Below are 24,784 nucleotides of genomic sequence, written 5' to 3' on the forward strand. Positions count from 1 at the left end.
AGGCTAGGCCCTCGTCCGGTTCGCGCCGGGTGCGAGGGCTCCTCCCGAGCCGACCCAAGCTTTTCCTTGGGTGCAGCCACAAATCCCCAGGATTGACTGGACCTTGAGGCTGTACGACGATCTTCGCAGGGCCCGGGCGGCAACCCGCTCCAGCCCCCGCCGGGATCCGGACCGCGGGCGGGGGAGGGAGCGGGTGCCGACCCAAACGGAAACGAGCACCGCCCCCGGAAAAAGGCAGGAGCCCCGTCGCCGGAAGGCGTGGGGCTCCTTGGGTACTGCAATCAGATCGGATACTGCGCGCGGGACGCTCAGACCGGGGTGACGTTCTCCGCCTGCGGGCCCTTCGGGCCCTGGGTCACGTCGAAGGACACCTGCTGGTTCTCTTCGAGAGAGCGGAAACCGCTGGCGTTGATCGCGGAGTAGTGAACGAAGACGTCGGGGCCGCCGCCTTCCTGGGCAATGAAGCCAAAGCCCTTTTCGGCGTTGAACCACTTCACGGTTCCGGTAGCCATAAGCCCTCCTTGGGCTCAAAGGGTCGCCCTGCTCCAGAACCTGCAAATGTGAAAACGAGATCGCCGCACAACTGCATACGTCTGAAAACGACCAGAGCCCGCGGTTACATGCTCCGCAGGCTCTGTACTGCAAGGGAAACCAAAACTGCAACTTGCTGGCGAGCCTAGCATGCGGGCACCGGAACGCAATAGGGGTCAAGATCACGTCACCCGGATGTTTGAAGGCTCTGGGGAGAGGTTGACGCAGACGATCCGGTGGAAGTCCGGCACCGGAGGGGCCGACCGGGTGAGCGAGGGCGCCGCGGGCCGCTGCCGCTCTGGCGGCCACGGCGGCCGAGGGGGCGGCGGCGGGAGGCGCGGGGGCAGGGTCTAGTCTCGCGATGTGGACAATTCTCGCATCCGGCCGCGCGTCGGCCACATCCAGTTCCTCAACTGCCTGCCCCTCTACTGGGGGCTCGCGAGAACGGGCACGCTCCTCGACTTCGAGCTGACCAAGGACACCCCCGAGAAGCTCAGCGAGCAGCTCGTGCGGGGAGACCTCGACATCGGTCCCGTCACCCTCGTCGAATTCCTCAAGAACGCGGACGACCTGGTCGCCTTCCCCGACATCGCCGTCGGCTGCGACGGCCCGGTGATGTCCTGCGTGATCGTCTCGCAGCTCCCGCTGGACCGGCTCGACGGGGCCCGGGTCGCCCTCGGGTCGACCTCCCGCACCTCCGTCCGCCTCGCCCAGCTGCTGCTCGCCGAGCGCTACGGCGTGACGCCGGAGTACTACACCTGCCCGCCGGACCTCAGCCTGATGATGCAGGAGGCGGACGCGGCCGTCCTCATCGGCGACGCGGCCCTGCGCGCGAACCTGCACGACGGCCCGCGCTACGGCCTGGACGTGCACGACCTCGGGCAGCTGTGGAAGGAGTGGACGGGCCTGCCGTTCGTCTTCGCCGTCTGGGCGGCGCGCCGCGACTACCTGGAGCAGGAGCCCTTCATCACCCGCAAGGTGCACGAGGCCTTCCTGTCCTCGCGCAACCTCTCCCTGGAGGAGGTCGGCAAGGTCGCCGAGCAGGCCGCCCGCTGGGAGGCCTTCGACGAGAAGGTGCTGGAGAAGTACTTCACCACCCTCGACTTCAGCTTCGGCGCCCCGCAGCTGGAGGCGGTCGCCGAGTTCGCCCGGCGGGTCGGCCCCACGACGGGCTTCCCGGCGGACGTGAAGGTGGATCTGCTGCGGCCCTGAGCCCCCGCGCCCGCGATCGCCTCCCTGCCGGGGCGCCGCCCGCCGCACTACCCTGCTGGGAAGGCCGGTGACCGGCGTACGGGGGAGGGTGGTCGGCATGCAGCCGCTCGCGCACGACGAGCCCACCGCCGTGGGGCCCTACCGGCTGCTGGGCCGGCTGGGCTCCGGCGGCATGGGCCGAGTCTACCTGGGCCGCAGTCCCGGCGGCCGCACGGTCGCGGTGAAGATCGTGCACCCGCACCACGCCCTCGACGAGGAGTTCCGCGCCCGGTTCCGCCGTGAGGTGTCCGCCGCCCGCCGGGTGGGCGGCGCCTGGACGGCACCCGTGCTGGACGCCGATCCCGGCGCGCCCGTGCCCTGGGTGGCCACCGCCTACGCCCCCGGCCCGACCCTCACCGCGGCGGTCGCGGACGCCGGCCCGCTGCCCGGGCACTCCGTACGGACCCTGACGGCGGGCCTGGCCGAGGCGCTGGCGGCGGTGCACGCGCTGGGCCTGGTGCACCGCGACGTCAAGCCGTCCAACGTCCTGCTCACCCTCGACGGCCCGCTGCTGATCGACTTCGGCATCGCCCGCGCCACGGACGGCACGGCGTCGCTGACCTCGACCGGCGTCTCCGTCGGCTCGCCCGGTTACATGGCGCCCGAGCAGATCCTCGGCAAGGGCGTCACCGGTGCGGCGGACGTCTTCTCCCTGGGCGCGGTCCTGGCGTACGCGGCGATGGGCGTCTCCCCGTTCAGCGGCGACTCCTCGGCCGCCCTGCTCTACAAGGTGGTCCACGAGGAGCCGGAGCTGGAGCCGCTGGAGGACGGCGAGCTGCGGGAGCTGGCGCGTGCCTGTCTCGCCAAGAACCCCGGCGACCGGCCCGGACCCGGTGAGATCGCCCGGCGCCTCGCCCCCGGCGGCGCGGCCCGGCTCGTCGCCGGGGGCTGGCTGCCGGGCCCCCTGGTGGAACAGGTCAGCCGCAGTGCCGTGCGCCTGCTGAACCTGGAGGCGGAGACGGATGCCGGCCCGGCGGACCAGGCGTCGGGCCAGGTCGGCTTCAGCGGCACCGCGCTCCCCGTCTCCGGTCCCGGTCCGGGCCCCGGTCCGGGCTCGGCGCCCGGCGCCGGTTCCGTCGCACCGGTCGCCGCCGGCGTGTTCGGCCCCCCGCCGGTGATGCCGGCGGCACCGGAGACGCGGCCGTCTGAACCGCCGGGCGTCCCTGAGTGGCCGGGCGGCCCGGAGCGGGCGAGCGGTGCGCAGTGGCCCGGCGGCCCTGGGTGGACGGAGAACCGGGAGGAGGCAGACGGTCGGCAGGAGGCCGGTGGCCCGCGGACGGCCGGCGGTCCGGCCACGCCCGGCGGTCCGGCCACGCCCGGCAGTCGTGCGATGTCCAGTGGTGGTGCGACCCCCAGTGGACCGGCGATGCACGGTGGTCCGGCGATGCACGGTGGGGCGCAGACTGCCCGTGGGGCGGAGGCGGCCGGTGGTCTCCCGGCGCCCCGGGCGGCGGAGACGGCCGGTGGGTTCCCAGCGCCCGGTCGGGCCGGGCCGCGACCGCCCTCCCCGTCCGGACCGGGCAGGTTCTCCGTCACCGTGGCGGCCGGCGCGGCCCCCGGCGCCGGGGGCAGGGGCCGCCGGATGAGCTGCAGCGTGGTGCTGGCGGTGGCCGGGGCCCTGGCCGTGGCCACCACTCTCGGGGCGGTGCTGCTGAACCGGTTCCAGGGCGGCGGCCACGACGGAGCCGCCGCCGGCAGCACCCCTCCCACCGCCACCGGTACCCGGCCGTCCGCCTCACGCGCGCCCTCGGCCTCGGCGCCGTCCGGCGCGGTACCCGAGGTGTACCTGGGGACCTGGCGCGGCCCGGGCACGGTGACCGCCGCCGGGCAGGACATCCCCGGCGGCAACTACAAGATCGTCATCCGCCGGGCCGGGCCCACCGGTGTCGTCGGTTCCGTCACCCAGACCGACGCGCTCGGCGGCACCTGCGTCGACATCCTCACCCTGAAGTCGGCCGACGCCAGGGAACTCGTGGCGGTGGGGCGCGGCAAGGAGGGCAATCCGTCGCACTGCGTCCCGGACGACCACGAGGTCCGGCTCCGTCCCGACGGCGCCGACGCGCTCCGGTTCACCTCGGCCGATCCCAGGGCCGGCAACCCGAAGGCCCGTGTGGAGCGCGTGGCCTGACCGGGCGCCGCCAACCTGCCGTGGGCCCGCGACCGGCCCTGGCGTAGGCTGATTCGGTCCGTCCACAATCCCTACGAACCCTCTGCGAAAGGGACGCCGGTGACCGAGAAGGCCGACCTCCAGTCCGTCCTCGACCGTGCCGCCGCGGGCGGACGGATCACCCCCGAGGAGGCGCTCGACCTCTACCGGCACGCGCCGCTGCACGCGCTGGGCGCCGCCGCCGACGCCGTACGCCGCCGCAAGTACGCCGGTACCGAGCACATCGCGACGTACATCATCGAGCGCAACATCAACTACACGAACGTGTGCGTCACGGCGTGCAAGTTCTGCGCCTTCTACGCGGCCCCCAAGGACACCGCCAAGGGGTGGACCCGCGACCTGGACGACATCCTGCGCCGCTGCGCGGAGACCGTCGAACTCGGCGGCACCCAGATCATGTTCCAGGGCGGCCACCACCCGGACTACGGCGTGGAGTACTACGAGAAGCACTTCTCGGCCATCAAGAAGGAGTTCCCGCAGCTCGTCATCCACAGCCTGGGGGCGAGCGAGGTCGAGCACATGGCCCGCATCAGCGGGGTCTCCGTCGAGGAGGCCATCACCCGCATCCACGCGGCCGGTCTCGACTCCTTCGCGGGCGCCGGTGCCGAACTGCTGCCCGAGCGGCCCCGCAAGGCCATCGCCCCGCTGAAGGAGTCCGGCGAGCGCTGGCTGGAGATCATGGAGACCGCGCACCGGCTGGGCGTGGAGTCCACCTCCACCATGCTGATGGGCACCGGCGAGACCAACGCCGAGCGCATCGAGCACCTCCGGATGATCCGGGACGTCCAGGACCGCACGGGCGGCTTCCGCGCGTTCATCCCGTACACCTACCAGCCGGAGAACAACCACCTGAAGGGCCGCACCCAGGCCACGCTCTTCGAGTACCTGCGGATGATCGCCATCGCCCGCCTCTTCCTGGACAACGTCATGCACATCCAGGGCTCCTGGCTGACCACCGGCAAGGAGGTCGGCCAGCTCACCCTGCACTACGGCGCCGACGACCTGGGCTCGATCATGCTGGAGGAGAACGTCGTCTCCTCCGCCGGTGCCAAGCACCGCTCCAACCGCATGGAGATCATCGAGCTGATCCGCAGCGCGGGCCGCGTCCCGGCACAGCGCTCCACGACGTACGAGCACCTCGTCGTGCACGACGACCCGGCGAACGACCCGGTCGACGACCGCGTGATGTCCCACATCTCCTCCACGGCGCTCGACGGCGGCACCGCGCACCCGGAACTGAAGCTGCTCGCGTCCAACTGAAACTGAACCGGCTGAACCGGCTGAAGCGACGAGCCCGATGCTGACGATCCACCGCCCGCTGGCGGACCCGGACCGCTCGGTCGCGGTCGAGGGCGACCGGATCGCGGCTCTCGGTCCGTACGAGGAACTGCGCGCCGCGCACGGCGAGGGTGCCCGCGTCCGCGAGTGGGCCGGGACCCTCGTCCCCGGACGGCACGAGCCGGATGCCGTACGCCTGCTGGAGACCCTGTACTGGCCCGACCCGCGCGAGGCCGGCGAGCTGGGCACGGAGCCGCTGCCCGTCGGCCCGGACGGCATGTCCGACACCCGGTGGGGCGCGAGCGCCCGGCGCGGACTCCAGCGGATGCTGGCGCGCGGGGTGACGTCGGTGGCCGGACCGTTCACCCGCCCCCCGGTGCGGACCGCCGTGCAGCGGTCGGGCGTCCTGGTCGGCCCCGGCGCCCCGGCCCTCGCCCCGGGCGCCCGCGCGGACTTCGCCGTCCTCGCGCCGGACGGGAGCTGCCTGGCGACCGTGGTGGGCGGACGGCTCGTCCACCGGCGGGCATAAATACGATTTCAGCGGTTGACCGTACTCCTCCGCGACGGCGCACTTACTCTCGGCTACGGAGAGAGAGGAGCGGCTGCCGCATGGTGAACGTCAAACAACTCGACCCCAGCGCCTCGCCGTTGGACTACTACGGCGCCGAACTGCGCCGCCTGCGCGAGGCGGCGGGCCTGCGCCTGGCCGACCTCGGCGAGATCGTCTTCTGCACCGCGTCCCTGGTCGGCCAGATCGAGACGGCCCTCAAGGTCCCGACACGTGACTTCTCGGCACGGGTGGACGCCGCGCTGAACACGGACGGCATGTTCTCCCGCTTGGTAGGGCTGGTACTGCGTAACCAGTTGCCCACGTGGTTCCAGCCGTACGCAGAGATGGAAGCAAAGGCGACGTACATCTCCACCTATCAGGCACAGCTGGTGTACGGGCTGTTGCAGACGCCGGAGTACGCCCGCGCGGTGCTGGAGACAGGTGACGCGGAGCGCGTCGAGGAACTGCTTGCCGCACGACTGGAGCGACAGCGGATCCTGGAGGTTGCGCGGCCGCCCTTGGCACTGGTCGTTCTGGACGAGGCGGTGCTGCATCGCCCCATCGGGGGCGTCGAGGTGATGTGCGCGCAATTGGCTCACCTGCTTAGGTGCGCTGAGCGCCCCTGGGTGCAGATCCAAGTACTGCCGAACTCCGTAGGCCAGCACGCGAGTCTGGCCGGTTCGTTTAACATGCTGCGGTTCGACAGCGACCACGAACTGGTCTACACCGAGGACCTCATCTCCGGGCACATGACCGCCGATACGGATACCGTTCGCGAAGGCGCCCGCCGTTACGCTAGCTTGCAGGCCGCTGCCCTCTCGCAGGAGGAGTCGGCCAAGCTGATCAAGCGCGTGATGGAGGAACGGTATGGCCCCCGCTCAGCAGTCGGCGAACATCCGGTGGCGTAAGTCCTCCTACAGCGGCAACACCGGCGGCGACTGCATCGAGTGCGCCCCCCTGAACGGCGCCGCCTGGCGCAAGTCGTCGTACAGCGGCAGCACCGGCGGCGAGTGCGTCGAGTACGCGAATCTCACCGCCCACATCGCCGTGCGCGACAGCAAGAACCCGGCCGGAGGCCACTTCGCCGTCGCGCCGGAGGCCTTCGCCCGGTTCGTGGGGGCGGCGGCGCGGGGCGAGCTGTAGGCCCCGCGGGGGCGGCTGCAACAATGACGGGGTGACCCGCGCATCCCTGGAGAAGCAGCCGCACGAAGTCGCCTCGATGTTCGACGACGTGGCGGAACGGTACGACCTGACCAACGACGTGCTGTCCCTGGGACAGGACCGGCGCTGGCGCAAGGAGGTCGCCAGAGCGGTCGACGCGCGCCCGGCGCAGAAGATCCTCGACCTCGCCGCGGGCACGGCCACCTCCTCCCTGCCCTTCACCCGCGCGGGCGCCTACGTCGTGCCCTGCGACTTCTCGATCGGCATGCTCCAGGTGGGCAAGCAGCGGCACGGCTGGCTGCCGTTCACCGCGGGCGACGCGACCCGGCTGCCGTTCAAGGACGACACCTTCGACGCGGTCACCATCTCCTTCGGGCTGCGCAACGTGCAGGACTTCGACGCGGCGCTGCGCGAGATGCACCGGGTGACGCGGCCCGGCGGACGCGTGGTGATCTGCGAGTTCTCGCACCCGACGTGGGCGCCCTTCCGTACGGTCTACACGGAGTACCTGATGCGGGCCCTGCCGCCCGTGGCCCGCGCGGTGTCCTCCAGCCCGGACGCGTACGTCTACCTCGCCGAGTCCATCCGGGCCTGGCCCGACCAGCCGGCGCTGGCCGCACGGCTGCGCGAGGCCGGCTGGTCGAAGGTGGCGTGGCGCAACCTCACCGGCGGCATCGTCACCCTGCACCGCGGCTTCAAGGCCTGACACGGACCGCGCCCCCCGAGCCCGGCCCGCCCGGGGGCGGACGACCGGGCGGAGCCGCCGGTACGGGAAGGTCAGCCGGGGGTGACGACGGCGTAGGGCTCGTCGGGCTCGTCGAGCCCGCCCGGCGCGACCGGCTCGGCCAGGCCGCGTCGCGCGCCGCCCGGGGGCGGCCCCGGCACGCGCGGCTCGCGGACGCCCCCGCCGCCCTCGCCCGGACCGAAGTCGAACCACACGTACACCCGGGAGTCCCGCGGCACCTCGGCGCCGGGCCGCGGGTACTGGCGTACGACGTGGTCGACGACGGTGAGGTGGAAGTCGGGCCGGTCGGGCGCGTCGAGCAGCAGGCCCCGCGCCCGGGCGGTCTCCCGCGCGTCCACGGCCATCAGGCCGACCAGGCGCGGTACGCGCACTTCCGGTGTCTTGGGCGTCGGGTACACGGACGTCACCCCCCAGCGGTACCGGCAGGGTAACCGTCCGGCCATGCCGTCCGGAAGGTTCAGGTGTCTTTCCGTGACAATTGACTACCCTGGGTGACGACATCGTCCTGTCGTCCCAGTTCGAGCCGGTAGCAGTGGCCCGTCCGGCCGCCGACGGGGGTCACGAAGGTCTCCGCGTGGTACATGCCCAGGCGCCGGGTGACCGCTATGGACCGGGTGTTGCGGGCGTCGACCATCGCGACCACGCCGGGCAGGCCGGCCGCGCGCAGCCGCTCCAGGGTCATCCGGGCCGCCGCCGTGACGTATCCCCGCCCCCAGTACTCCCGCCCGAGCCGCCAACCGATCTCCACCTCGCCGACCGGCCCCCACGCGCCGGGCCACGGCTGGGCGCCGGTGAACCCGATGGCCCGGCCGGACTCGTCGAGCATCGTCCAGAAGCAGAACCCGCGTTCGGCGTCGTGCCGGCGCTGGCGGGCGGTCAGCTCCTCGTAGACGGACAGCTCCGCGGAACGGCCGCCGTGGTACTCCATGACGTCCGGGTCGTCGAAGAGGCGGTGCCAGGCGACGGCGTCCTCGTCGGTGGGAACGCGCAGCCGTACGACAGGCGGAACTCGGTTCACAGGGCAGCCCTTCAGCCGGGTGATCAGTGCCGCTGAATAGACTGCCCATGTCCAGTGCCGGTCGGCACGCAGATTCCGAACTTGGGGAGATCCCGCCGTGACCGTCGTGACTGAGCCGCTCTCCGATCCCCTCTCCGGGAACACCGCCGATGTCATCGTCGTGGGTGCGGGGCCGGCCGGTTCCACCACCGCGTACCACCTCGCCCGGGCCGGTCTGGACGTACTCCTGCTGGAGAAGACCGAGTTCCCGCGCGAGAAGGTCTGCGGCGACGGTCTGACCCCGCGCGCCGTCAAGCAGCTCGTCGCCATGGGCATCGACATCTCCGAGGAGGCCGGCTGGCTGCGCAACAAGGGCCTGCGCATCATCGGCGGCGGCGTCCGGCTCCAGCTCGACTGGCCCGACCTGGCCTCCTTCCCCGACTACGGACTCGTCCGCAAGCGCGACGACTTCGACGAGCAGCTCGCCCGGCAGGCCCAGAAGGCGGGCGCGCGGCTGTACGAGCGCTGCAACGTGTCGGAGCCGATCGTCGACGACCGCACCGGCCGCATCACCGGTGTGAAGGCCAGGCTCGGCGAGGAGAAGCGCGAGGTCACCTTCCACGCGCCGCTCGTCGTCGCCGCCGACGGCAACTCCACCCGCCTCTCCCTGGCGATGGGCCTGCACCGCCGCGAGGACCGCCCGATGGGTGTCGCCGTGCGCACGTACTTCACCTCGCCGCGCCACGACGACGACTACCTGGAGTCCTGGCTGGAGCTGTGGGACCGGCGCGGCCCGCAGGACCGCCTGCTGCCCGGCTACGGCTGGGTTTTCGGCATGGGCGACGGCACCTCCAACGTGGGCCTGGGCGTGCTCAACACCTCCGCCGCCTTCAAGGAACTGGACTGGCGGGAGGTCCTGAAGGCCTGGTGCGCCTCGATGCCCGAGGACTGGGGCTACACCCCGGAGAACATGACCGGCCCCATCCGCGGCGCCGCCCTGCCGATGGCGTTCAACCGGCAGCCCCACTACACGCGCGGGCTGCTGCTCGTCGGCGACGCCGGCGGCCTGGTGAACCCCTTCAACGGCGAGGGCATCGCCTACGCCATGGAGTCCGGCGCGCTCGCCGCCGAGGTCATCGTCCAGGCCCACTCCCGCGCCACGCCCGCCCAGCGCGAACTGGCCCTCCAGCGCTACCCGCGCGTCCTGAAGGACACCTACGGCGGCTACTACACGCTCGGCCGCGCCTTCGTGAAGCTCATCGGCAACCCGAAGGTCATGCAGATCGCCGCCCAGCGCGGCCTCACGCACCCGCTGCTGATGAAGTTCACCCTCAAGCTCCTGGCCAACCTCACCGACCCGACCGGCGGCGACGCGATGGACCGCATCATCAACGGCCTGAGCAAGGTGGCCCCGAAGGCCTGACCAGTCCCCGGGGACGACCGTGAGGCCGGCTCGCCCTGAGCCGGCCTCAGTCATGTCCCGGGGTGCGCCGGTCGCCGCATCGGGGGCGAATCGGGTGAACGGGTGACGACCGAAGGGCCGCTGCCCCCGAGCGGCTGCGGCCCTTCACCCTGTACGGCGCTGTGCGGGGCTCAGAGCACCCGGACGGCACCGGTGGGCGGGTCGTACGACAGAGGCCTCTCCACGACGCCCGTGGAGGAGTTCTGCGCGCCGACGAACATACCGTCACCGACGTACACAGCCACGTGGTACGCGCTGCCACGGCCACCCCAGTAGAGGATGTCGCCCGGCTGCAGGTTGGACAGGGACACCTGGGTGCCGACGGTCGACTGGTCCTGGGAGACGCGCGGCAGGCTGACGTTCACCTGCTTGAAGGCGGTCTGCACGAGGCCCGAGCAGTCGTACGCGGACGGGCCGGTGGCACCGGGGATGTAGGCCTTGCCGACCTGTGCCTTGACGAACGCGATGACGGAGGCGACCGAACCCGTCGCCGTCGACGTGCCGGTGGACACGCCGGTGCCGGTGCCGGTGGCACCGCTGTCGGAGCTGCTGCCCGACTGGGTGGTGAGCGTGGTGCGGGCGGCGCTGCGCGAGGCCTGCTCGGCGGCGGCCTTGCGCGCGGCGGCCTCCTCGGCGGCCTTCTTCTTGGCGGCCTCGGCCTTCTTCTTCGCGTCGGCGAGGTCCGACTTGGCCTGCTTCGCGGCCTTCGCGGCGGCCGCGTCGCGCTCGGCCTGCAGCTGGTAGTTCGCGGCGGTCTGCTGCGTGGCGTCCGCGGACTGGGCGACCTGGTTGGCCAGGTCGGCGGTGAGCGTGGGCAGTTCGAGGGTCTGGGTGACCGGCTCGGCGGCGCTCGCCGTGGAGGCGGACGCACCGGCTACTGCCAGGGTGCCGAGGACGCCACCGGCAACTCCGGCCCGCATCGCGATGGTCGACGCGCTACGGCGGGGTTTCCGGTGGCTGCGTATGTGAGCGGTGTGGGACATGGGAACAACCGGTATCAGGGGCTCCTTCATATCTTCAAGAAACGTGGTCTGCGCCACATTTGCCCGGCGGGGGCCGTGAACACCGGGCGTGTCGCCCTTTATTGACGCCGTAACGGACATTGCGGGCACAGATGATCATGCCTGTGATCATGGTCTTTCGCTGTTACGTCCGAATTGCCCCGCACCTACCATCGGTTGGGACCGTTGGCCAAGCCCGGTTCTCACGGGCCTCTCATCGATGTGGCGGAGGTCACGGAACGGTCACCGTGTCATCGTGCGTCCGCGTGTCGGCCGGGACGGCCGGCGGAGCCGCGCGTAACCTCGCCGCGCGGCCGACTTGTCCGTTCGGCGGACAGAAGTCCCTCTTGTCACACCAGCCACACCGGTCTCGCGGCCCTCAGAAGTCACAGACGTCGCTTGTGAACGGGTGAACACGTCCACTTCCCGTTCCGCGGTCCCCCTGATGTGTGAAAACCAGCCCTATATCAAGGTCTTGACTCGCAACGCCACTTTGCGCCGGACGCCGGTCATCTGATAGTGCAGACCCCCTCCGACCTGCAAATACGAGGTAAAATGTAACCACTGGTGATCACTCAAGCGCTTCGCGTGCGAAGATCACCGCTCATCCGGCTTGATGATCCTTCGTCAGGTGGTGGAGATCACAAAGCTGGTGCAATACCCCGTGTCGCAGATCACAGAGCGTCGGGCATAGGATGCCCTGCAGTTGGGCTTGTGACCTGCTTCACATGTTCCCGATCTTCGCCGGGACGGGCGGGGTTCGTGGGACGGACGAGGCAGGTGTGAACCCAGCGACCGCCAGCAGTCAGTGCCGACTGAGAGGAGCGAGGAGCGGTGAACGCGTATGCGCCCATCCTCGTACTGGGAGCCCTCGGGGCAGGCTTTGCGATCTTCTCCGTGGTCATGGCCACGCTGATCGGGCCGAAGCGGTACAACCGCGCCAAGCTCGAGGCGTACGAGTGCGGCATCGAGCCCACTCCCACGCCGGCCGGCGGCGGGCGCTTCCCCATCAAGTACTACCTGACGGCGATGCTCTTCATCGTCTTCGACATCGAGATCGTCTTCCTCTACCCCTGGGCCGTCACCTTCGACGCCCTGGGTGTTTTCGGGCTCGTGGAGATGCTGCTCTTCGTGCTCACCGTCTTCGTCGCCTACGCGTACGTATGGCGGCGCGGCGGCCTGGAATGGGACTGAGGGGCCATATAAGACATGGGACTCGAAGAAAAGCTGCCGAGCGGCTTCCTGCTGACCACCGTGGAGCAGGCCGCGGGCTGGGTGCGCAAGGCATCCGTCTTCCCGGCCACCTTCGGCCTCGCCTGCTGCGCGATCGAGATGATGACCACCGGCGCCGGCCGCTACGACCTGGCCCGCTTCGGCATGGAGGTGTTCCGCGGTTCGCCCCGTCAGGCGGACCTGATGATCGTGGCCGGCCGGGTCAGCCAGAAGATGGCGCCGGTGCTGAGGCAGGTCTACGACCAGATGCCCAACCCCAAGTGGGTGATCTCCATGGGCGTCTGCGCCTCCTCGGGCGGCATGTTCAACAACTACGCGATCGTCCAGGGCGTCGACCACATCGTCCCCGTCGACATCTACCTGCCCGGCTGCCCGCCCCGCCCCGAGATGCTGATGGACGCGATCCTCAAGCTCCACCAGAAGATCCAGTCCACCAAGCTCGGCGTCAACGCCGAGGAAGCGGCCCGGGAGGCGGAGGAGGCGGCGCTCAAGGCGCTGCCCACGATCGAGATGAAGGGGCTGCTGCGGTGAGCGACGCGAACGGCACCCACGGCGCCGGCGGGGCGGACGGCTCCGCGAACGGCGTCAACCCCGAGAAGGACCTCGCCGCCGATAACCTCCCCGGTCAGCGCGGCCAGGGCGGTGAGGAGATCCGCGTCCAGCGCGGCATGTTCGGCGCGAACAACGGCGGCGACACCTCCGGCTACGGCGGACTGGTCCGCTCGGTGCGGCTCCCGGGCCCGGCGAGCCGGCCCTACGGCGGCTGGTTCGACGAGGTCGCCGACGAACTGGAGGGGGCCCTGGAGGAACAGGGACTGCTCCCCGCCAACGCCATCGAGAAGACGGTCGTCGACCGCGGCGAGCTGACCTTCCACATCGAGCGCGAGCACCTGCTCCGGGTCGCCCGCACCCTGCGCGACGACCCCGCGCTGCGCTTCGAACTGTGCACCGGCGTCAGCGGTGTCCACTACCCGCACGACAAGGGCCGCGAGCTGCACGCCGTCTACCACCTGCGCTCGATCACCCACAACCGGCTGGTCCGCCTGGAGGTCAGCGCCCCCGACGGCGACCGGCACATCCCGTCGCTGGTCACCGTCTACCCGACGAACGACTGGCACGAGCGCGAGACCTACGACTTCTTCGGCATCGTCTTCGACGGCCACCCCGCCCTGACGCGGATCATGATGCCCGACGACTGGCAGGGCCACCCGCAGCGCAAGGACTACCCCCTCGGCGGCATCCCCGTCGAGTACAAGGGCGCCCAGATCCCGGCTCCGGACCAGCGGAGGTCGTACTCATGAGCACGCACACCCCCTCCTCCGCGACCCCCCGCGAGACCACCGAGGGCACCGTCTACACGGTCACCGGCGGCGACTGGGACGAGGTCGTCCAGTCCGCGGCCCGCGCCGACGACGAGCGCATCGTCGTCAACATGGGCCCCCAGCACCCCTCCACCCACGGAGTGCTGCGCCTCATCCTGGAGATCGAGGGCGAGACGGTCACCGAGGCCCGCTGCGGCATCGGCTACCTGCACACCGGCATCGAGAAGAACCTCGAGTTCCGCACGTGGACGCAGGGCACCACCTTCGTCACGCGCATGGACTACCTGACGTCCTTCTTCAACGAGACCGCCTACTGCCTCGGCGTCGAGAAGCTCCTCGGCATCGAGGACCAGATCACCGAGCGGGCCAAGATCATCCGGGTGCTCCTGATGGAGCTGAACCGGCTCTCCTCCCACCTGGTGTGCATCGCCACCGGCGGCATGGAGCTGGGCGCCACCACGATCATGATCTACGGCTTCCGCGACCGGGAGATGATCCTCGACATCTACGAGCTGGTCACCGGCCTGCGCATGAACCACGCGTACATCCGGCCCGGCGGACTCGCCCAGGACCTGCCGCCCGGCGCGGTCGACCAGATCCGCGAGTTCGTGAAGAAGATGAAGAAGAACCTCCCGGAGTACGACAAGCTCGCCACCGGGAACCCCATCTTCAAGGCCCGCATGCAGGACGTCGGCTACCTCGACCTGGCCGGCTGCATGGCCCTGGGCGCCACCGGCCCGATCCTGCGCTCCACCGGCCTGCCGCACGACCTGCGCAAGACCCAGCCGTACTGCGACTACGAGACGTACGACTTCGACGTCCCGACCGCCGACACCTGCGACGCCTACGGCCGCTTCCTGATCCGCCTGGAGGAGATGCGCCAGTCGCTCAGGATCGTCGAGCAGTGCCTGGACCGGCTCCAGCCCGGCCCGGTCATGGTCGCCGACAAGAAGATCGCCTGGCCCGCCCAGCTCGCCCTGGGACCGGACGGCCTCGGCAACTCCCTCGACCACATCAAGAAGATCATGGGCACCTCCATGGAGGCCCTGATCCACCACTTCAAGCTGGTCACCGAGGGCTTCCGGGTCCCGCCCGGGCAGGCGTACACGGCGGTCGAGTCGCCCAAGGGCGAACTCGGGGTGCACGTCGTCTCCGACGGCGGCACCCGTCCCTACCGGGTCCACTTCCGGGACCCGTCCTTCACCAACCTGCAGGCGATGGCGGCGATGTGCGAGGGCGGCCAGGTCGCCGACGTCATCGTCGCCGTCGCGTCCATCGACCCCGTGATGGGAGGCGTCGACCGGTGACCACCTCTTCTTCGGAGCGGGGCGTCAGCCTGGGCATGCCCGAACTGCCCGCTCCCGGCTACCCGGACGACGTCCGCGTCCGGCTGGAGGCCGACGCGCGCGAGATCATCGCCCGCTACCCCGACTCCCGGTCCGCGCTGCTGCCGCTGCTCCACCTCGTGCAGTCGCAGGAGGGCCACGTCACGCGCACCGGGATGCGGTTCTGCGCGGACGTCCTCGGCCTGACCACGGCCGAGGTCACCGCGGTCGCCACCTTCTACACCATGTACCGGCGCAAGCCGTCCGGCGACTACCAGGTGGGGGTGTGCACCAACACCCTGTGCGCGGTGATGGGCGGCGACGCGATCTTCGAGGCGCTCCAGGAACACCTGGGCGTCGGCAACGGCGAGACCACCGACGACGGCAAGGTCACCCTGGAGCACATCGAGTGCAACGCGGCCTGTGACTTCGCCCCGGTCGTGATGGTCAACTGGGAGTTCTTCGACAACCAGACCCCCGCGAGCGTGCGCCGCCTGGTCGACGACCTGCGCGCGGGACGGCCCGTGACGCCCACGCGCGGCGCGCCGATGTGCACCTTCAAGGAGACCGCCCGCATCCTGGCGGGCTTCCCCGACGAGCGGGAGGGTGCCGCCGACGCCGGCGGCAGTGCGGGACCCGCTTCGCTGGTGGGCCTCCGCCTGGCCAGGGGAGAGGCCGCACCCGCGCGCGTGGTCCATCCCCGCGAGGGCGCCCCGCACGACACCGCGCGGGACACCTCCGTGCACCAGCCGTCGCCGACGGAGCACCTCAGCTCCCACGACGCGCCGCAGGAGACGTCGGCCTCCGACCCGTCGCACCCCGCGGGACCTGCCGCAGAGGAGGGGGAGTGATGACCGTGGCAACCGAACTCAACGAGTCCAGTCCCGAGAAGCTGCTCGCACCCGTGCTGTCGGCCTTCTGGGACGAGGACCGGTCCTGGACCCTGGACGTCTACCGAAGGCACGAGGGGTACGAGGGACTCCGCAAGGCACTCGCCATGTCGCCGGACGACCTGATCGCGTACGTCAAGGACTCCGGTCTGCGCGGGCGCGGCGGCGCGGGATTCCCGACTGGGATGAAGTGGCAGTTCATCCCCCAGGGCGATGGGAAACCCCACTATCTGGTTGTCAACGCCGACGAATCGGAGCCGGGGACCTGCAAGGACATCCCGCTCCTCTTCGCGAACCCGCACAGCCTCATCGAGGGCATCGTGATCGCGTGCTATGCCATCAGGTCGTCGCATGCCTTCATCTATCTGCGTGGTGAAGTCGTCCCGGTGCTGCGGCGGTTGCACTCGGCCGTGCGCGAGGCCTACGCGGCGGGCTACCTGGGTACGAACATCCTGGGCAGCGGACTCGACCTCGACATCACCGTGCACGCGGGCGCCGGCGCGTACATCTGCGGTGAGGAGACCGCGCTGCTGGACTCGCTCGAAGGCCGCCGCGGCCAACCGCGGCTCCGTCCCCCCTTTCCCGCCGTCGCGGGCCTCTACGCGTGCCCGACTGTGGTGAACAACGTCGAGTCGATCGCGTCGGTTCCCGCCATCCTGAAGAACGGCAAGGAATGGTTCAGGTCGATGGGCAGCGAGAAGTCCCCGGGCTTCACGCTCTACTCGCTCAGCGGCCACGTCGCCAGCCCCGGCCAGTACGAGGCCCCGCTCGGCATCACCCTGCGCCAGCTCCTCGACATGAGCGGCGGCATGCGCCCCGGGCACCGGCTGAAGTTCTGGACCCCGGGCGGCTCCTCCACCCCGATGTTCACCGAGGAGCACCTCGACGTCCCCCTCGACTACGAGGGCGTGGGCGCCGCCGGGTCCATGCTCGGCACCAAGGCCCTGCAGTGCTTCGACGAGACGACCTGCGTGGTGCGGGCCGTCACCCGGTGGACCGAGTTCTACGCCCACGAGTCCTGCGGCAAGTGCACACCCTGCCGCGAAGGGACCTACTGGCTCGTGCAGTTGCTGCGCGACATCGAGGCCGGCAAGGGCGCCATGGCAGACCTGGACAAGCTGAACGACATCGCCGACAACATCAACGGCAAGTCCTTCTGCGCCCTCGGCGACGGTGCGGCCTCGCCGATCTTCTCCTCCCTGAAGTACTTCCGCGAGGAGTACGAGGAGCACATCACGGGCCGCGGCTGCCCCTTCGACCCGGCCAGGTCGACGGCCTGGGCGGACCAGCACACGGAGGTGCACGCATGACCGTGACCACCAACGCCCCTTCCTCGGGCGGCGCGGCGGCACCCCCGCCGGAAGACCTCGTGACGCTGACGATCGACGGCATCGAGATCAGCGTGCCCAAGGGCACCCTGGTCATCCGGGCCGCCGAGCAGCTCGGCATCGAGATCCCGCGGTTCTGCGACCACCCGCTGCTCGCCCCGGCCGGCGCCTGCCGCCAGTGCATCGTCGAGGTCGAGGGCCAGCGCAAACCGATGGCGTCCTGCACCATCACCTGCACCGACGGCATGGTGGTGAAGACCCAGCTGACCTCGCCGGTCGCCGAGAAGGCCCAGCACGGCGTGATGGAGCTGCTGCTCATCAACCACCCGCTGGACTGCCCGGTCTGCGACAAGGGCGGCGAGTGCCCGCTGCAGAACCAGGCCATGTCGCACGGCAACGCCGAGTCCCGCTTCGAGGGCAGGAAGCGGACCTACGAGAAGCCGGTTCCGATCTCCGCACAGGTGCTGCTGGACCGCGAGCGGTGCGTGCTGTGCGCCCGCTGCACCCGCTTCTCCAACCAGATCGCCGGCGACCCGATGATCGAGCTGATCGAGCGGGGCGCGCTGCAGCAGGTCGGCACCGGCGAGGGCGACCCCTTCGAGTCGTACTTCTCCGGCAACACCATCCAGATCTGCCCGGTCGGCGCGCTCACCTCGGCGGCCTACCGGTTCCGCTCCCGCCCCTTCGACCTCGTCTCCTCCCCGTCGGTCTGCGAGCACTGCGCGGGCGGCTGCGCCACCCGCACCGACCACCGGCGCGGCAAGGTCATGCGGCGGCTCGCCGCCAACGACCCCGAGGTCAACGAGGAGTGGATCTGCGACAAGGGGCGGTTCGCGTTCCGGTACGCGCAGCTGAAGGACCGGCTGACGACCCCCCTGGTGCGCAACCCGGAGGGCGACCTCGTCCCGGCGTCGTGGCCGGAGGCGCTGGAGATCGCCGCGCAGGGCCTGCTCGCCTCACGCGGCCGGACCGGTGTCCTCACCGGCGGCCGGCTCACCGTCGAGGACGCCTACGCGTACAGCAAGTTCGCGCGCGTGGCGCTCGACACCAACGACATCGACTTCCGCGCGCGCGTGCACAGCGGCGAGGAGGCCGACTTCCTGGCCGCCCACGTCGCCGGCCGCGGCCGGGACGTCGACGGCACGGGCGTCACGTACACCGCCCTGGAGAAGGCGCCCGCCGTCCTGCTCGCCGGGTTCGAGTCCGAGGAGGAGGCGCCCGGCGTCTTCCTGCGGCTGCGCAAGGCGTGGCGGGGGCACGGCCAGCAGGTGTTCGCGCTGGCCACGCACGCCACGCGGGGCCTTCAGAAGGCGGGCGGCACGCTGCTGCCGGCCGCGCCCGGCACCGAGACCGAGTGGCTGGACGCGCTGGCGAGCGGGGCCGGACTGGAGGGCAACGGCAGCCGTGCCGCCGAGGCGCTGCGCGCCGAGGGCGCGCTGATCGTGGTCGGTGAGCGGCTCGCCTCCGTGGCGGGCGGTCTGACCGCCGCCGTACGGGCGGCGAACGCGACGGGTGCCGGCCTGGTGTGGATCCCGCGCCGGGCCGGGGAGCGCGGCGCGGTCGAGGCGGGCGCGCTGCCGTCGCTGCTGCCGGGCGGACGCCCGGCGACCGACCCGCGCGCGCGGGAGGAGGTCGCCGCCGTGTGGGGCGTCGCCGGTCTCCCGCACCGCTACGGCCGGGACACCGACCAGATCGTCGAGGCCGCCGCGGGCGGAGAACTCCAGGCCCTGCTGGTCGCCGGGGTGGAGGTCGCCGACCTGCCCGACCCGGCACGCGCGCGTGCCGCCCTGGCCGAGGTCGGCTTCCTGGTGTCGCTGGAGCTGCGGCCCAGCGAGGTCACCGAGCACGCCGACGTGGTCCTGCCCGTCGCCGCCGTCGCCGAGAAGGCCGGCAGCTTCCTCAACTGGGAGGGCAGGGTGCGCTTCTTCGAGGCCGCGCTCAAGCCCGAGCAGATGACCCGCCGCCTGGCACCGACCGACCTGCGGGTGCTGCAGATGCTGGCCGACGCCATGGACGTCCACCTGGGTCTGCCGGACCTGCGGACCGCGCACGCGGAACTGGACCGGCTCGGCGCCTGGACGGGTCCGCGCGCCGGCGAACCGGCGGAGAGCGGGGGAGTGCTGCCCCGGCCCGCCGCCGGGGAGGCCGTGCTCGCCGGACACCGGCTGCTGCTCGACCAGGGCCTGCTCCAGGAGGGCGACGAGGCGCTCGCCGGCACCCGGCACGCCGCCCGCGCGCGCGTGTCGGCCGCCACGGCCGCCGAGGCGGGTGTCGCCGACGGTGACCTGCTCGCCGTGACCGGCCCGGCCGGGACGGTCGAACTCGCTCTGGAGGTAACCGAGATGCCCGACCGGGTGGTGTGGCTGCCGCTGAACTCCGTGGGCGCCGGAGTCGCCTCCGACACCGGGGCGCAGCCCGGCTCCCTCGTCCGTATCGGCCCGGCGACCCGCGCGACCGAGGCCCCCGAGGAGGTGGAGGCATGAGCCCGTCCCTCGCCGCAGAGAACCTCTCGATGTTCGGCACCGACCCGTGGTGGCTGGTCGTCGTCAAGGCGGTGTTCTGCTTCGCCTTCCTGATGGTGACCGTGCTGTTCTCCATCGTCTGGGAGCGCAAGGTCGTCGCCTGGATGCAGTTGCGCATCGGCCCCAACCGGCACGGCCCCTGGGGCATGCTCCAGTCGCTCGCCGACGGCGTGAAGCTGATGCTCAAGGAGGACCTCGTCGTCAAGCGCGCCGACAAGGTCGTCTACGTCCTGGCGCCCGTCGTCGCGGCCATCCCGGCGTTCATGGCGATCGCCGTGATCCCCTTCGGCCCGGCCGGCAACGAGATCTCGATCTTCGGCCACCGCACCGCGATGCAGCTGACCGACCTCCCGATCGCCATGTTGTACATCCTGGCGGTCGCCTCGGTCGGCATCTACGGGATCGTGCTCGCGGGCTGGAGCTCGGGCTCGACGTACCCGCTGCTGGGCGGTCTGCGCTCGTGCGCGCAGATGATCTCCTACGAGATCGCCATGGGCGCCGCGTTCGCCTCGGTGTTCCTGTACTCGGGATCCATGTCGACGTCGACCATCGTCGAACAGCAGCACGACCGCTGGTACATCCTGCTGCTGCCGGTCTCCTTCATCCTCTACATCGTCACCATGGTCGGCGAGACGAACCGCGCCCCGTTCGACATGCCCGAGTCCGAGGGCGACCTGGTGGGCGGCTTCAACACCGAGTACTCGTCGATCAAGTTCGCGATGTTCATGCTCGCCGAGTACGTGAACATGGTGACGGTCTCGGCCGTGTCGACCACGCTCTTCCTGGGCGGATGGCGGGCCCCCTGGCCGATCAGCACCTTCTGGGAGGGCGCCAACCACGGCTGGTGGCCGCTGCTCTGGTTCGTGATCAAGGTGCAGCTGCTGCTGTTCTTCTTCATCTGGCTGCGCGGCACGCTCCCGCGGGTGCGCTACGACCAGCTGATGAAGCTCGGCTGGAAGGTCCTCATCCCGGTCTCCGTGGTCTGGCTGATGCTGGTCGCGACCGTGCGGACGCTCAGGAACGAGAACTACGACTTCGCCGACATCGCCCTCTACGTCGGCGGTGGCGTCCTGGCACTGCTGATCCTGTCCTTCGTCGCCGACATGTTCCGCGAGAAGGGCAGGGCGGCCGAGGCCGGGGAGCCCGCCGCGCAGCCGGCCGGGTTCGACCCCATGGCCGGCGGATTCCCCGTGCCCCCGCTGCCGGGCCAGGAGCTGCCGCCGGTGCCGCGGCGCCGTCCGCACCGCGAGCGGGAACTGATTGTCAGTGGCGGGTCGGACACTGTCAGTGACGGATCTCTGGATGGAAAGGAGGCGTCCGATGGCTGAGGAACCCAAGGAGACCAAGCCCGGTTTCCAGAACCCCGTGGCCGGCTTCGGCGTGACCTTCAAGGCCATGTTCAAGAAGCGGCTCACCGAGCAGTACCCGGAGCAGAAGAAGACCACCGCTCCGCGTTTCCACGGACGGCACCAGCTCAACCGCCATCCGGACGGCCTGGAGAAGTGCGTCGGCTGCGAGCTGTGCGCCTGGGCCTGCCCCGCCGACGCCATCTACGTGGAGGGCGCCGACAACACCGACGAGGAGCGCTACTCCCCGGGCGAGCGCTACGGCCGCGTCTACCAGATCAACTACGCCCGCTGCATCCTGTGCGGGCTGTGCATCGAGGCGTGCCCCACGCGCGCGCTGACGATGACCAACGAGTTCGAACTGGCCGACTCCAGCCGCGCGAACCTCATCTACACCAAGGAGCAGCTGCTCGCCGGCCTCGAAGAGGGCATGGTCGACACGCCGCACGCCATCTACCCCGGCACGGACGAACAGGACTACTACCGGGGCCTGGTGACCGAGGCCGCACCGGGCACGGTGCGCCAGGTGGCCGTCTCCAAGGGGGAGCAGGCCTCGGACGAGGAGGTGGGCGCATGAGCGAGCAGCTCGCCGCCTACACCACCTCCACCGGGGAGGCCTTCCAGTTCTGGGTGCTCGGCACCGTCGCGGTGATCGGTGCGCTGTGCACCGTCTTCATGAGGAAGGCCGTGCACAGTGCGCTGTGCCTGGCCGGGACCATGATCGTCCTGGCGGTGTTCTACCTCGCCAACGGCGCCTACTTCCTGGGGATCGTGCAGATCGTCGTCTACACCGGCGCGATCATGATGCTGTTCCTGTTCGTGGTGATGCTGGTCGGCGTGACCGCCGCGGACTCCCTGAAGGAGACCATCAAGGGCCAGCGCTGGCTGGCCCTCCTGTGCGGTCTCGGCTTCGGCGTCCTGCTCTTCGCGGGGATCGCCAACGCCTCCCTGAAGGACTTCGCCGGCGCCGGCAAGGCCAACGCGGGCGGCAACGTGGAGGGTCTGGCGTCCCTCATCTTCACCCGGTACGTATACGCGTTCGAACTCACCGGGGCTCTGCTCATCACGGCCACCATCGGCGCCATGGTGCTCACCCACCGCGAGCGCACCGAGCGGGCCAGGACCCAGCGCGAGCTGTCCGAACAGCGCGTGCGCGAGGGCAAGCACGTACCGCCGCTGCCCGCCCCCGGCGTCTACGCCCGGCACAACGCCGTGGACATCGCCGGTCTGCTGCCCGACGGCACCCCCTCCGAGCTGACCGTCAGCAAGACGCTGCGCGAGCGCGGCCAGGTCCGCGACGTCTCGGCCGAGGCGCTGAACGACCTCAAGGCCCTGGAACAGCGCGCCGAGGAGCGGCTGGAGCGCACCGAGATCGACCCGGCGAGCCTCAAGCGGCCCGAGGAGGCGTCGAAGTGAATCCCGTCAACTACCTTTACCTCGCCGCCCTGTTGTTCACGATCGGCGCCACCGGGGTCCTCATCCGGCGCAACGCCATCGTGGTCTTCATGTGCATCGAGCTGATGCTGAACGCCTGCAACCTCGCGTTCGTCGCCTTCTCCCGGATGCACGGCAACCTCGACGGCCAGATCATCGCCTTCTTCACGATGGTCGTCGCCGCGGCGGAGGTCGTGGTCGGACTCGCGATCATCGTGTCGCTGTTCCGTTCCCGCCACTCGGCCTCGGTCGACGACGCCAGCCTGATGAAGCTGTAAGGGGTCGGAAGAATCGTGGAGAACCTGATTGCGCTGCTGATCGCGGCGCCCCTGCTCGGAGCGGCCGTCCTCCTGGCCGGCGGTCGGCGCCTGGACGCCGTCGGCCACTGGATCGGCACCCTGCTCGCCGGCGCCTCCTTCGTGATCGGCCTGGTCCTCTTCGCCGACCTGCTCGGCAAGGGCGCCGACCACCGCACGGTGATCCAGCACCTGTTCAGCTGGGTCCCGGTGGCCGGCTTCCAGGCGGACGTCACCTTCCGGCTCGACCAGCTGTCGATGACGTTCGTGCTGCTGATCACCGGTGTCGGCTCGCTCATCCACCTGTACTCGATCGGGTACATGGAGCACGACGAGCGGCGCCGCCGTTTCTTCGGCTACCTCAACCTGTTCCTCGCGGCGATGCTGCTGCTCGTCCTCGCCGACAACTACCTCCTGCTGTACGTCGGCTGGGAGGGCGTCGGTCTCGCCTCCTACCTGCTGATCGGCTTCTGGCAGCACAAGCCCAGCGCGGCCACCGCCGCCAAGAAGGCCTTCCTGGTCAACCGGGTCGGCGACATGGGCCTGTCGATCGCGATCATGCTGATGTTCACCACGTTCGGCACCTTCGCCTTCGGCCCGGTGTTCGGCCACGTCCAGGACACCTCCGAGGGCAGGCTCACGGCGATCGGCCTGATGCTGCTGCTCGCCGCCTGCGGCAAGTCCGCCCAGGTGCCGCTGCAGTCCTGGCTCGGCGACGCGATGGAGGGCCCGACCCCCGTCTCCGCCCTCATCCACGCGGCCACCATGGTGACCGCGGGCGTCTACCTGATCGTCCGCTCCGGAGCCGTCTTCAACGCGGCGCCCGACGCGCAGCTCGCCGTCACCGTCGTCGGCGCGGTCACACTGCTGTTCGGTGCGATCGTCGGTTGCGCGAAGGACGACATCAAGAAGGCGCTGGCCGGCTCGACCATGTCGCAGATCGGCTACATGGTGCTCGCCGCGGGACTCGGCCCCATCGGCTACGTCTTCGCGATCATGCACCTGGTGACGCACGGCTTCTTCAAGGCCGGGCTGTTCCTCGGCGCCGGCTCCGTCATGCACGGCATGAACGACGAGGTCGACATGCGCAAGTACGGCGGGCTCAGGAAGTACATGCCCGTCACCTTCATCACCTTCGGCCTGGGCTACCTCGCGATCATCGGCTTCCCCGGCCTGTCCGGCTTCTTCTCCAAGGACAAGATCATCGAGGCGGCCTTCGCCAAGGGCGGCACCGAGGGCTGGATCCTCGGCGGCGCGGCCCTGCTGGGCGCGGCCATCACGGCGTACTACATGACGCGCGTGATGCTGATGACGTTCTTCGGCGAGGAGCGCTGGCGCGACCGGCCCACCGCCTCGCCCGCGGAGCCCAGCGCGGAACCGGCGGCCGAGGAGCGCGGCGCCCACGCGGAACCGCACCCGCACGAGTCGCCCGGGACCATGACCGTCCCCATGATCGTGCTGGCCGTGGGGTCCGTGTTCGGCGGTGCGTTCTTCAGCATCGGCGACCGCTTCCTGCACTGGCTGGAGCCGGTCACCGGGCACAGCGAGGGCGACTCGCCGGTCAGCGCCGCGGTGGTCACCGGCGCCACCATGGTCTGCCTGGTCGTCGGCGTCGCCATCGCCTGGGCCCAGTACGGCCGCAAGCCGGTCCCGGCCGTCGCCCCGCGCGGGTCGCTGCTCACCCGGGCCGCCCGGCGGGACCTGCTCCAGGACGACTTCAACCACGTCGTCCTCGTCCGCGGCGGCGAGCACCTCACCCGGTCCCTGGTGTACGTCGACCACACCCTGGTCGACGGTGTCGTCAACGGCACGGCGGCGTCCATGGGCGGCCTGTCCGGCCGGCTGCGCCGGCTGCAGAACGGCTTCGCGCGCTCGTACGCGGTCTCGATGTTCGGCGGTGCGGCACTCCTGGTCGCCGCGACCCTGCTGATGAGGGCGGTCTGAT

General features: G+C 70.6%; 24 protein-coding genes. 20 read left to right on the forward strand and 4 right to left on the reverse strand.

Annotation, left to right across the window (positions count from 1 at the left end; genetic code table 11):
- Positions 1-308: 308 nt before the first annotated feature.
- Positions 309-512 carry a cold-shock protein gene (locus IG64_RS28050; protein WP_003992177.1) on the reverse strand — a complete coding sequence of 68 codons (204 nt, stop codon included), beginning with the start codon at positions 510-512 and terminating at the stop codon, positions 309-311.
- Between the two features lie 382 nt (positions 513-894).
- Here IG64_RS28050 and IG64_RS28055 point away from each other — a divergent pair, with 382 nt between their 5' ends.
- The 7 genes from IG64_RS28055 (at position 895) to IG64_RS28085 (ending at position 7,644) form a co-directional block, all read left to right on the forward strand.
- Positions 895-1,743: a menaquinone biosynthetic enzyme MqnA/MqnD family protein gene (locus IG64_RS28055; protein WP_037861243.1), complete on the forward strand. Its 849-nt coding sequence runs from the start codon at positions 895-897 to the stop codon at positions 1,741-1,743.
- 97 nt (positions 1,744-1,840) lie between these two features.
- Positions 1,841-3,910 carry a protein kinase domain-containing protein gene (locus IG64_RS28060; protein ID WP_037861245.1) on the forward strand — a complete coding sequence of 690 codons (2,070 nt, stop codon included), beginning with the start codon at positions 1,841-1,843 and terminating at the stop codon, positions 3,908-3,910.
- A 99-nt stretch (positions 3,911-4,009) separates the two neighbouring features.
- Positions 4,010-5,209: a cyclic dehypoxanthinyl futalosine synthase gene (gene mqnC / locus IG64_RS28065; protein ID WP_037861247.1), complete on the forward strand. Its 1,200-nt coding sequence runs from the start codon at positions 4,010-4,012 to the stop codon at positions 5,207-5,209.
- A gap of 37 nt (positions 5,210-5,246) precedes the next feature.
- Positions 5,247-5,756 (forward strand): imidazolonepropionase-like domain-containing protein, encoded by a 510-nt coding sequence (locus IG64_RS28070; protein ID WP_037861248.1) that lies wholly within the window; start codon positions 5,247-5,249, stop codon positions 5,754-5,756.
- Between the two features lie 80 nt (positions 5,757-5,836).
- Positions 5,837-6,685, forward strand: a complete 849-nt coding sequence (locus IG64_RS28075; protein ID WP_037861249.1) for a helix-turn-helix domain-containing protein — start codon at positions 5,837-5,839, stop codon at positions 6,683-6,685.
- Positions 6,645-6,920 carry a DUF397 domain-containing protein gene (locus IG64_RS28080; protein WP_037861250.1) on the forward strand — a complete coding sequence of 92 codons (276 nt, stop codon included), beginning with the start codon at positions 6,645-6,647 and terminating at the stop codon, positions 6,918-6,920. Before IG64_RS28075 ends, IG64_RS28080 begins: the two co-directional genes overlap by 41 nt.
- Before the next feature lie 31 nt (positions 6,921-6,951).
- Positions 6,952-7,644, forward strand: coding sequence for a demethylmenaquinone methyltransferase (locus IG64_RS28085; RefSeq protein WP_037861251.1), 693 nt, complete (start codon positions 6,952-6,954; stop codon positions 7,642-7,644).
- Positions 7,645-7,715: 71 nt separating this feature from the next.
- Here IG64_RS28085 and IG64_RS28090 read toward each other — a convergent pair whose 3' ends face one another.
- Both IG64_RS28090 and IG64_RS28095 read right to left on the reverse strand, forming a co-directional pair.
- Complete coding sequence (locus tag IG64_RS28090) at positions 7,716-8,027, reverse strand: PASTA domain-containing protein (protein ID WP_420710000.1); 312 nt, start codon at positions 8,025-8,027, stop codon at positions 7,716-7,718.
- Between the two features lie 113 nt (positions 8,028-8,140).
- Positions 8,141-8,701 carry a GNAT family N-acetyltransferase gene (locus tag IG64_RS28095; RefSeq protein WP_037861252.1) on the reverse strand — a complete coding sequence of 187 codons (561 nt, stop codon included), beginning with the start codon at positions 8,699-8,701 and terminating at the stop codon, positions 8,141-8,143.
- A gap of 97 nt (positions 8,702-8,798) precedes the next feature.
- On the opposite strand from IG64_RS28095, the gene IG64_RS28100 reads away from it, so the two are divergent.
- On the forward strand, positions 8,799-10,103 hold the full coding sequence (locus IG64_RS28100) for a geranylgeranyl reductase family protein (protein ID WP_037861254.1): 1,305 nt from the start codon (positions 8,799-8,801) through the stop codon (positions 10,101-10,103).
- A 170-nt stretch (positions 10,104-10,273) separates the two neighbouring features.
- Here IG64_RS28100 and IG64_RS28105 read toward each other — a convergent pair whose 3' ends face one another.
- Complete coding sequence (locus IG64_RS28105; protein WP_078884264.1) at positions 10,274-11,125, reverse strand: C40 family peptidase; 852 nt, start codon at positions 11,123-11,125, stop codon at positions 10,274-10,276.
- Positions 11,126-11,977: 852 nt separating this feature from the next.
- Here IG64_RS28105 and IG64_RS28110 point away from each other — a divergent pair.
- The 12 genes from IG64_RS28110 to nuoL are packed head-to-tail and all read left to right on the forward strand — an operon-like array spanning position 11,978 to position 24,783.
- The gene (locus IG64_RS28110) at positions 11,978-12,337 is read left to right on the forward strand and encodes an NADH-quinone oxidoreductase subunit A (protein WP_007383963.1); all 360 of its coding nucleotides are present in this window, start codon (positions 11,978-11,980) and stop codon (positions 12,335-12,337) included.
- A gap of 15 nt (positions 12,338-12,352) precedes the next feature.
- On the forward strand, positions 12,353-12,907 hold the full coding sequence (locus IG64_RS28115) for a NuoB/complex I 20 kDa subunit family protein (RefSeq protein WP_009190037.1): 555 nt from the start codon (positions 12,353-12,355) through the stop codon (positions 12,905-12,907).
- Positions 12,904-13,677, forward strand: coding sequence for an NADH-quinone oxidoreductase subunit C (locus tag IG64_RS28120; protein ID WP_037861258.1), 774 nt, complete (start codon positions 12,904-12,906; stop codon positions 13,675-13,677). The genes IG64_RS28115 and IG64_RS28120 overlap by 4 nt, the downstream gene beginning before the upstream one ends.
- A complete protein-coding gene (locus IG64_RS28125; RefSeq protein ID WP_037861259.1) occupies positions 13,674-15,005 on the forward strand; it encodes an NADH-quinone oxidoreductase subunit D in 1,332 nt (443 codons plus the stop codon). The genes IG64_RS28120 and IG64_RS28125 overlap by 4 nt, the downstream gene beginning before the upstream one ends.
- Entirely contained in the window at positions 15,002-15,874 is an 873-nt protein-coding gene (nuoE, locus tag IG64_RS28130; RefSeq protein WP_037861260.1) for an NADH-quinone oxidoreductase subunit NuoE, read from the forward strand. Before IG64_RS28125 ends, nuoE begins: the two co-directional genes overlap by 4 nt.
- A complete protein-coding gene (gene nuoF / locus IG64_RS28135; RefSeq protein WP_107474375.1) occupies positions 15,871-17,223 on the forward strand; it encodes an NADH-quinone oxidoreductase subunit NuoF in 1,353 nt (450 codons plus the stop codon). The genes nuoE and nuoF overlap by 4 nt, the downstream gene beginning before the upstream one ends.
- Positions 17,220-19,724, forward strand: coding sequence for an NADH-quinone oxidoreductase subunit G (locus IG64_RS28140; RefSeq protein WP_037861263.1), 2,505 nt, complete (start codon positions 17,220-17,222; stop codon positions 19,722-19,724). Before nuoF ends, IG64_RS28140 begins: the two co-directional genes overlap by 4 nt.
- Positions 19,721-21,091 carry an NADH-quinone oxidoreductase subunit NuoH gene (nuoH, locus tag IG64_RS28145; RefSeq protein ID WP_037861265.1) on the forward strand — a complete coding sequence of 457 codons (1,371 nt, stop codon included), beginning with the start codon at positions 19,721-19,723 and terminating at the stop codon, positions 21,089-21,091. The genes IG64_RS28140 and nuoH overlap by 4 nt, the downstream gene beginning before the upstream one ends.
- Entirely contained in the window at positions 21,084-21,686 is a 603-nt protein-coding gene (gene nuoI, locus IG64_RS28150; RefSeq protein WP_037861267.1) for an NADH-quinone oxidoreductase subunit NuoI, read from the forward strand. The genes nuoH and nuoI overlap by 8 nt, the downstream gene beginning before the upstream one ends.
- Entirely contained in the window at positions 21,683-22,525 is an 843-nt protein-coding gene (locus IG64_RS28155) for an NADH-quinone oxidoreductase subunit J (protein ID WP_037861269.1), read from the forward strand. The genes nuoI and IG64_RS28155 overlap by 4 nt, the downstream gene beginning before the upstream one ends.
- Positions 22,522-22,821 carry an NADH-quinone oxidoreductase subunit NuoK gene (gene nuoK, locus IG64_RS28160; RefSeq protein ID WP_003974374.1) on the forward strand — a complete coding sequence of 100 codons (300 nt, stop codon included), beginning with the start codon at positions 22,522-22,524 and terminating at the stop codon, positions 22,819-22,821. The genes IG64_RS28155 and nuoK overlap by 4 nt, the downstream gene beginning before the upstream one ends.
- Before the next feature lie 15 nt (positions 22,822-22,836).
- Entirely contained in the window at positions 22,837-24,783 is a 1,947-nt protein-coding gene (gene nuoL / locus IG64_RS28165; protein ID WP_037861270.1) for an NADH-quinone oxidoreductase subunit L, read from the forward strand.
- Position 24,784: the final 1 nt, after the last annotated feature.

This window comes from Streptomyces sp. NRRL S-340 (genome assembly GCF_000720185.1).
GTDB lineage: Bacteria > Actinomycetota > Actinomycetes > Streptomycetales > Streptomycetaceae > Streptomyces.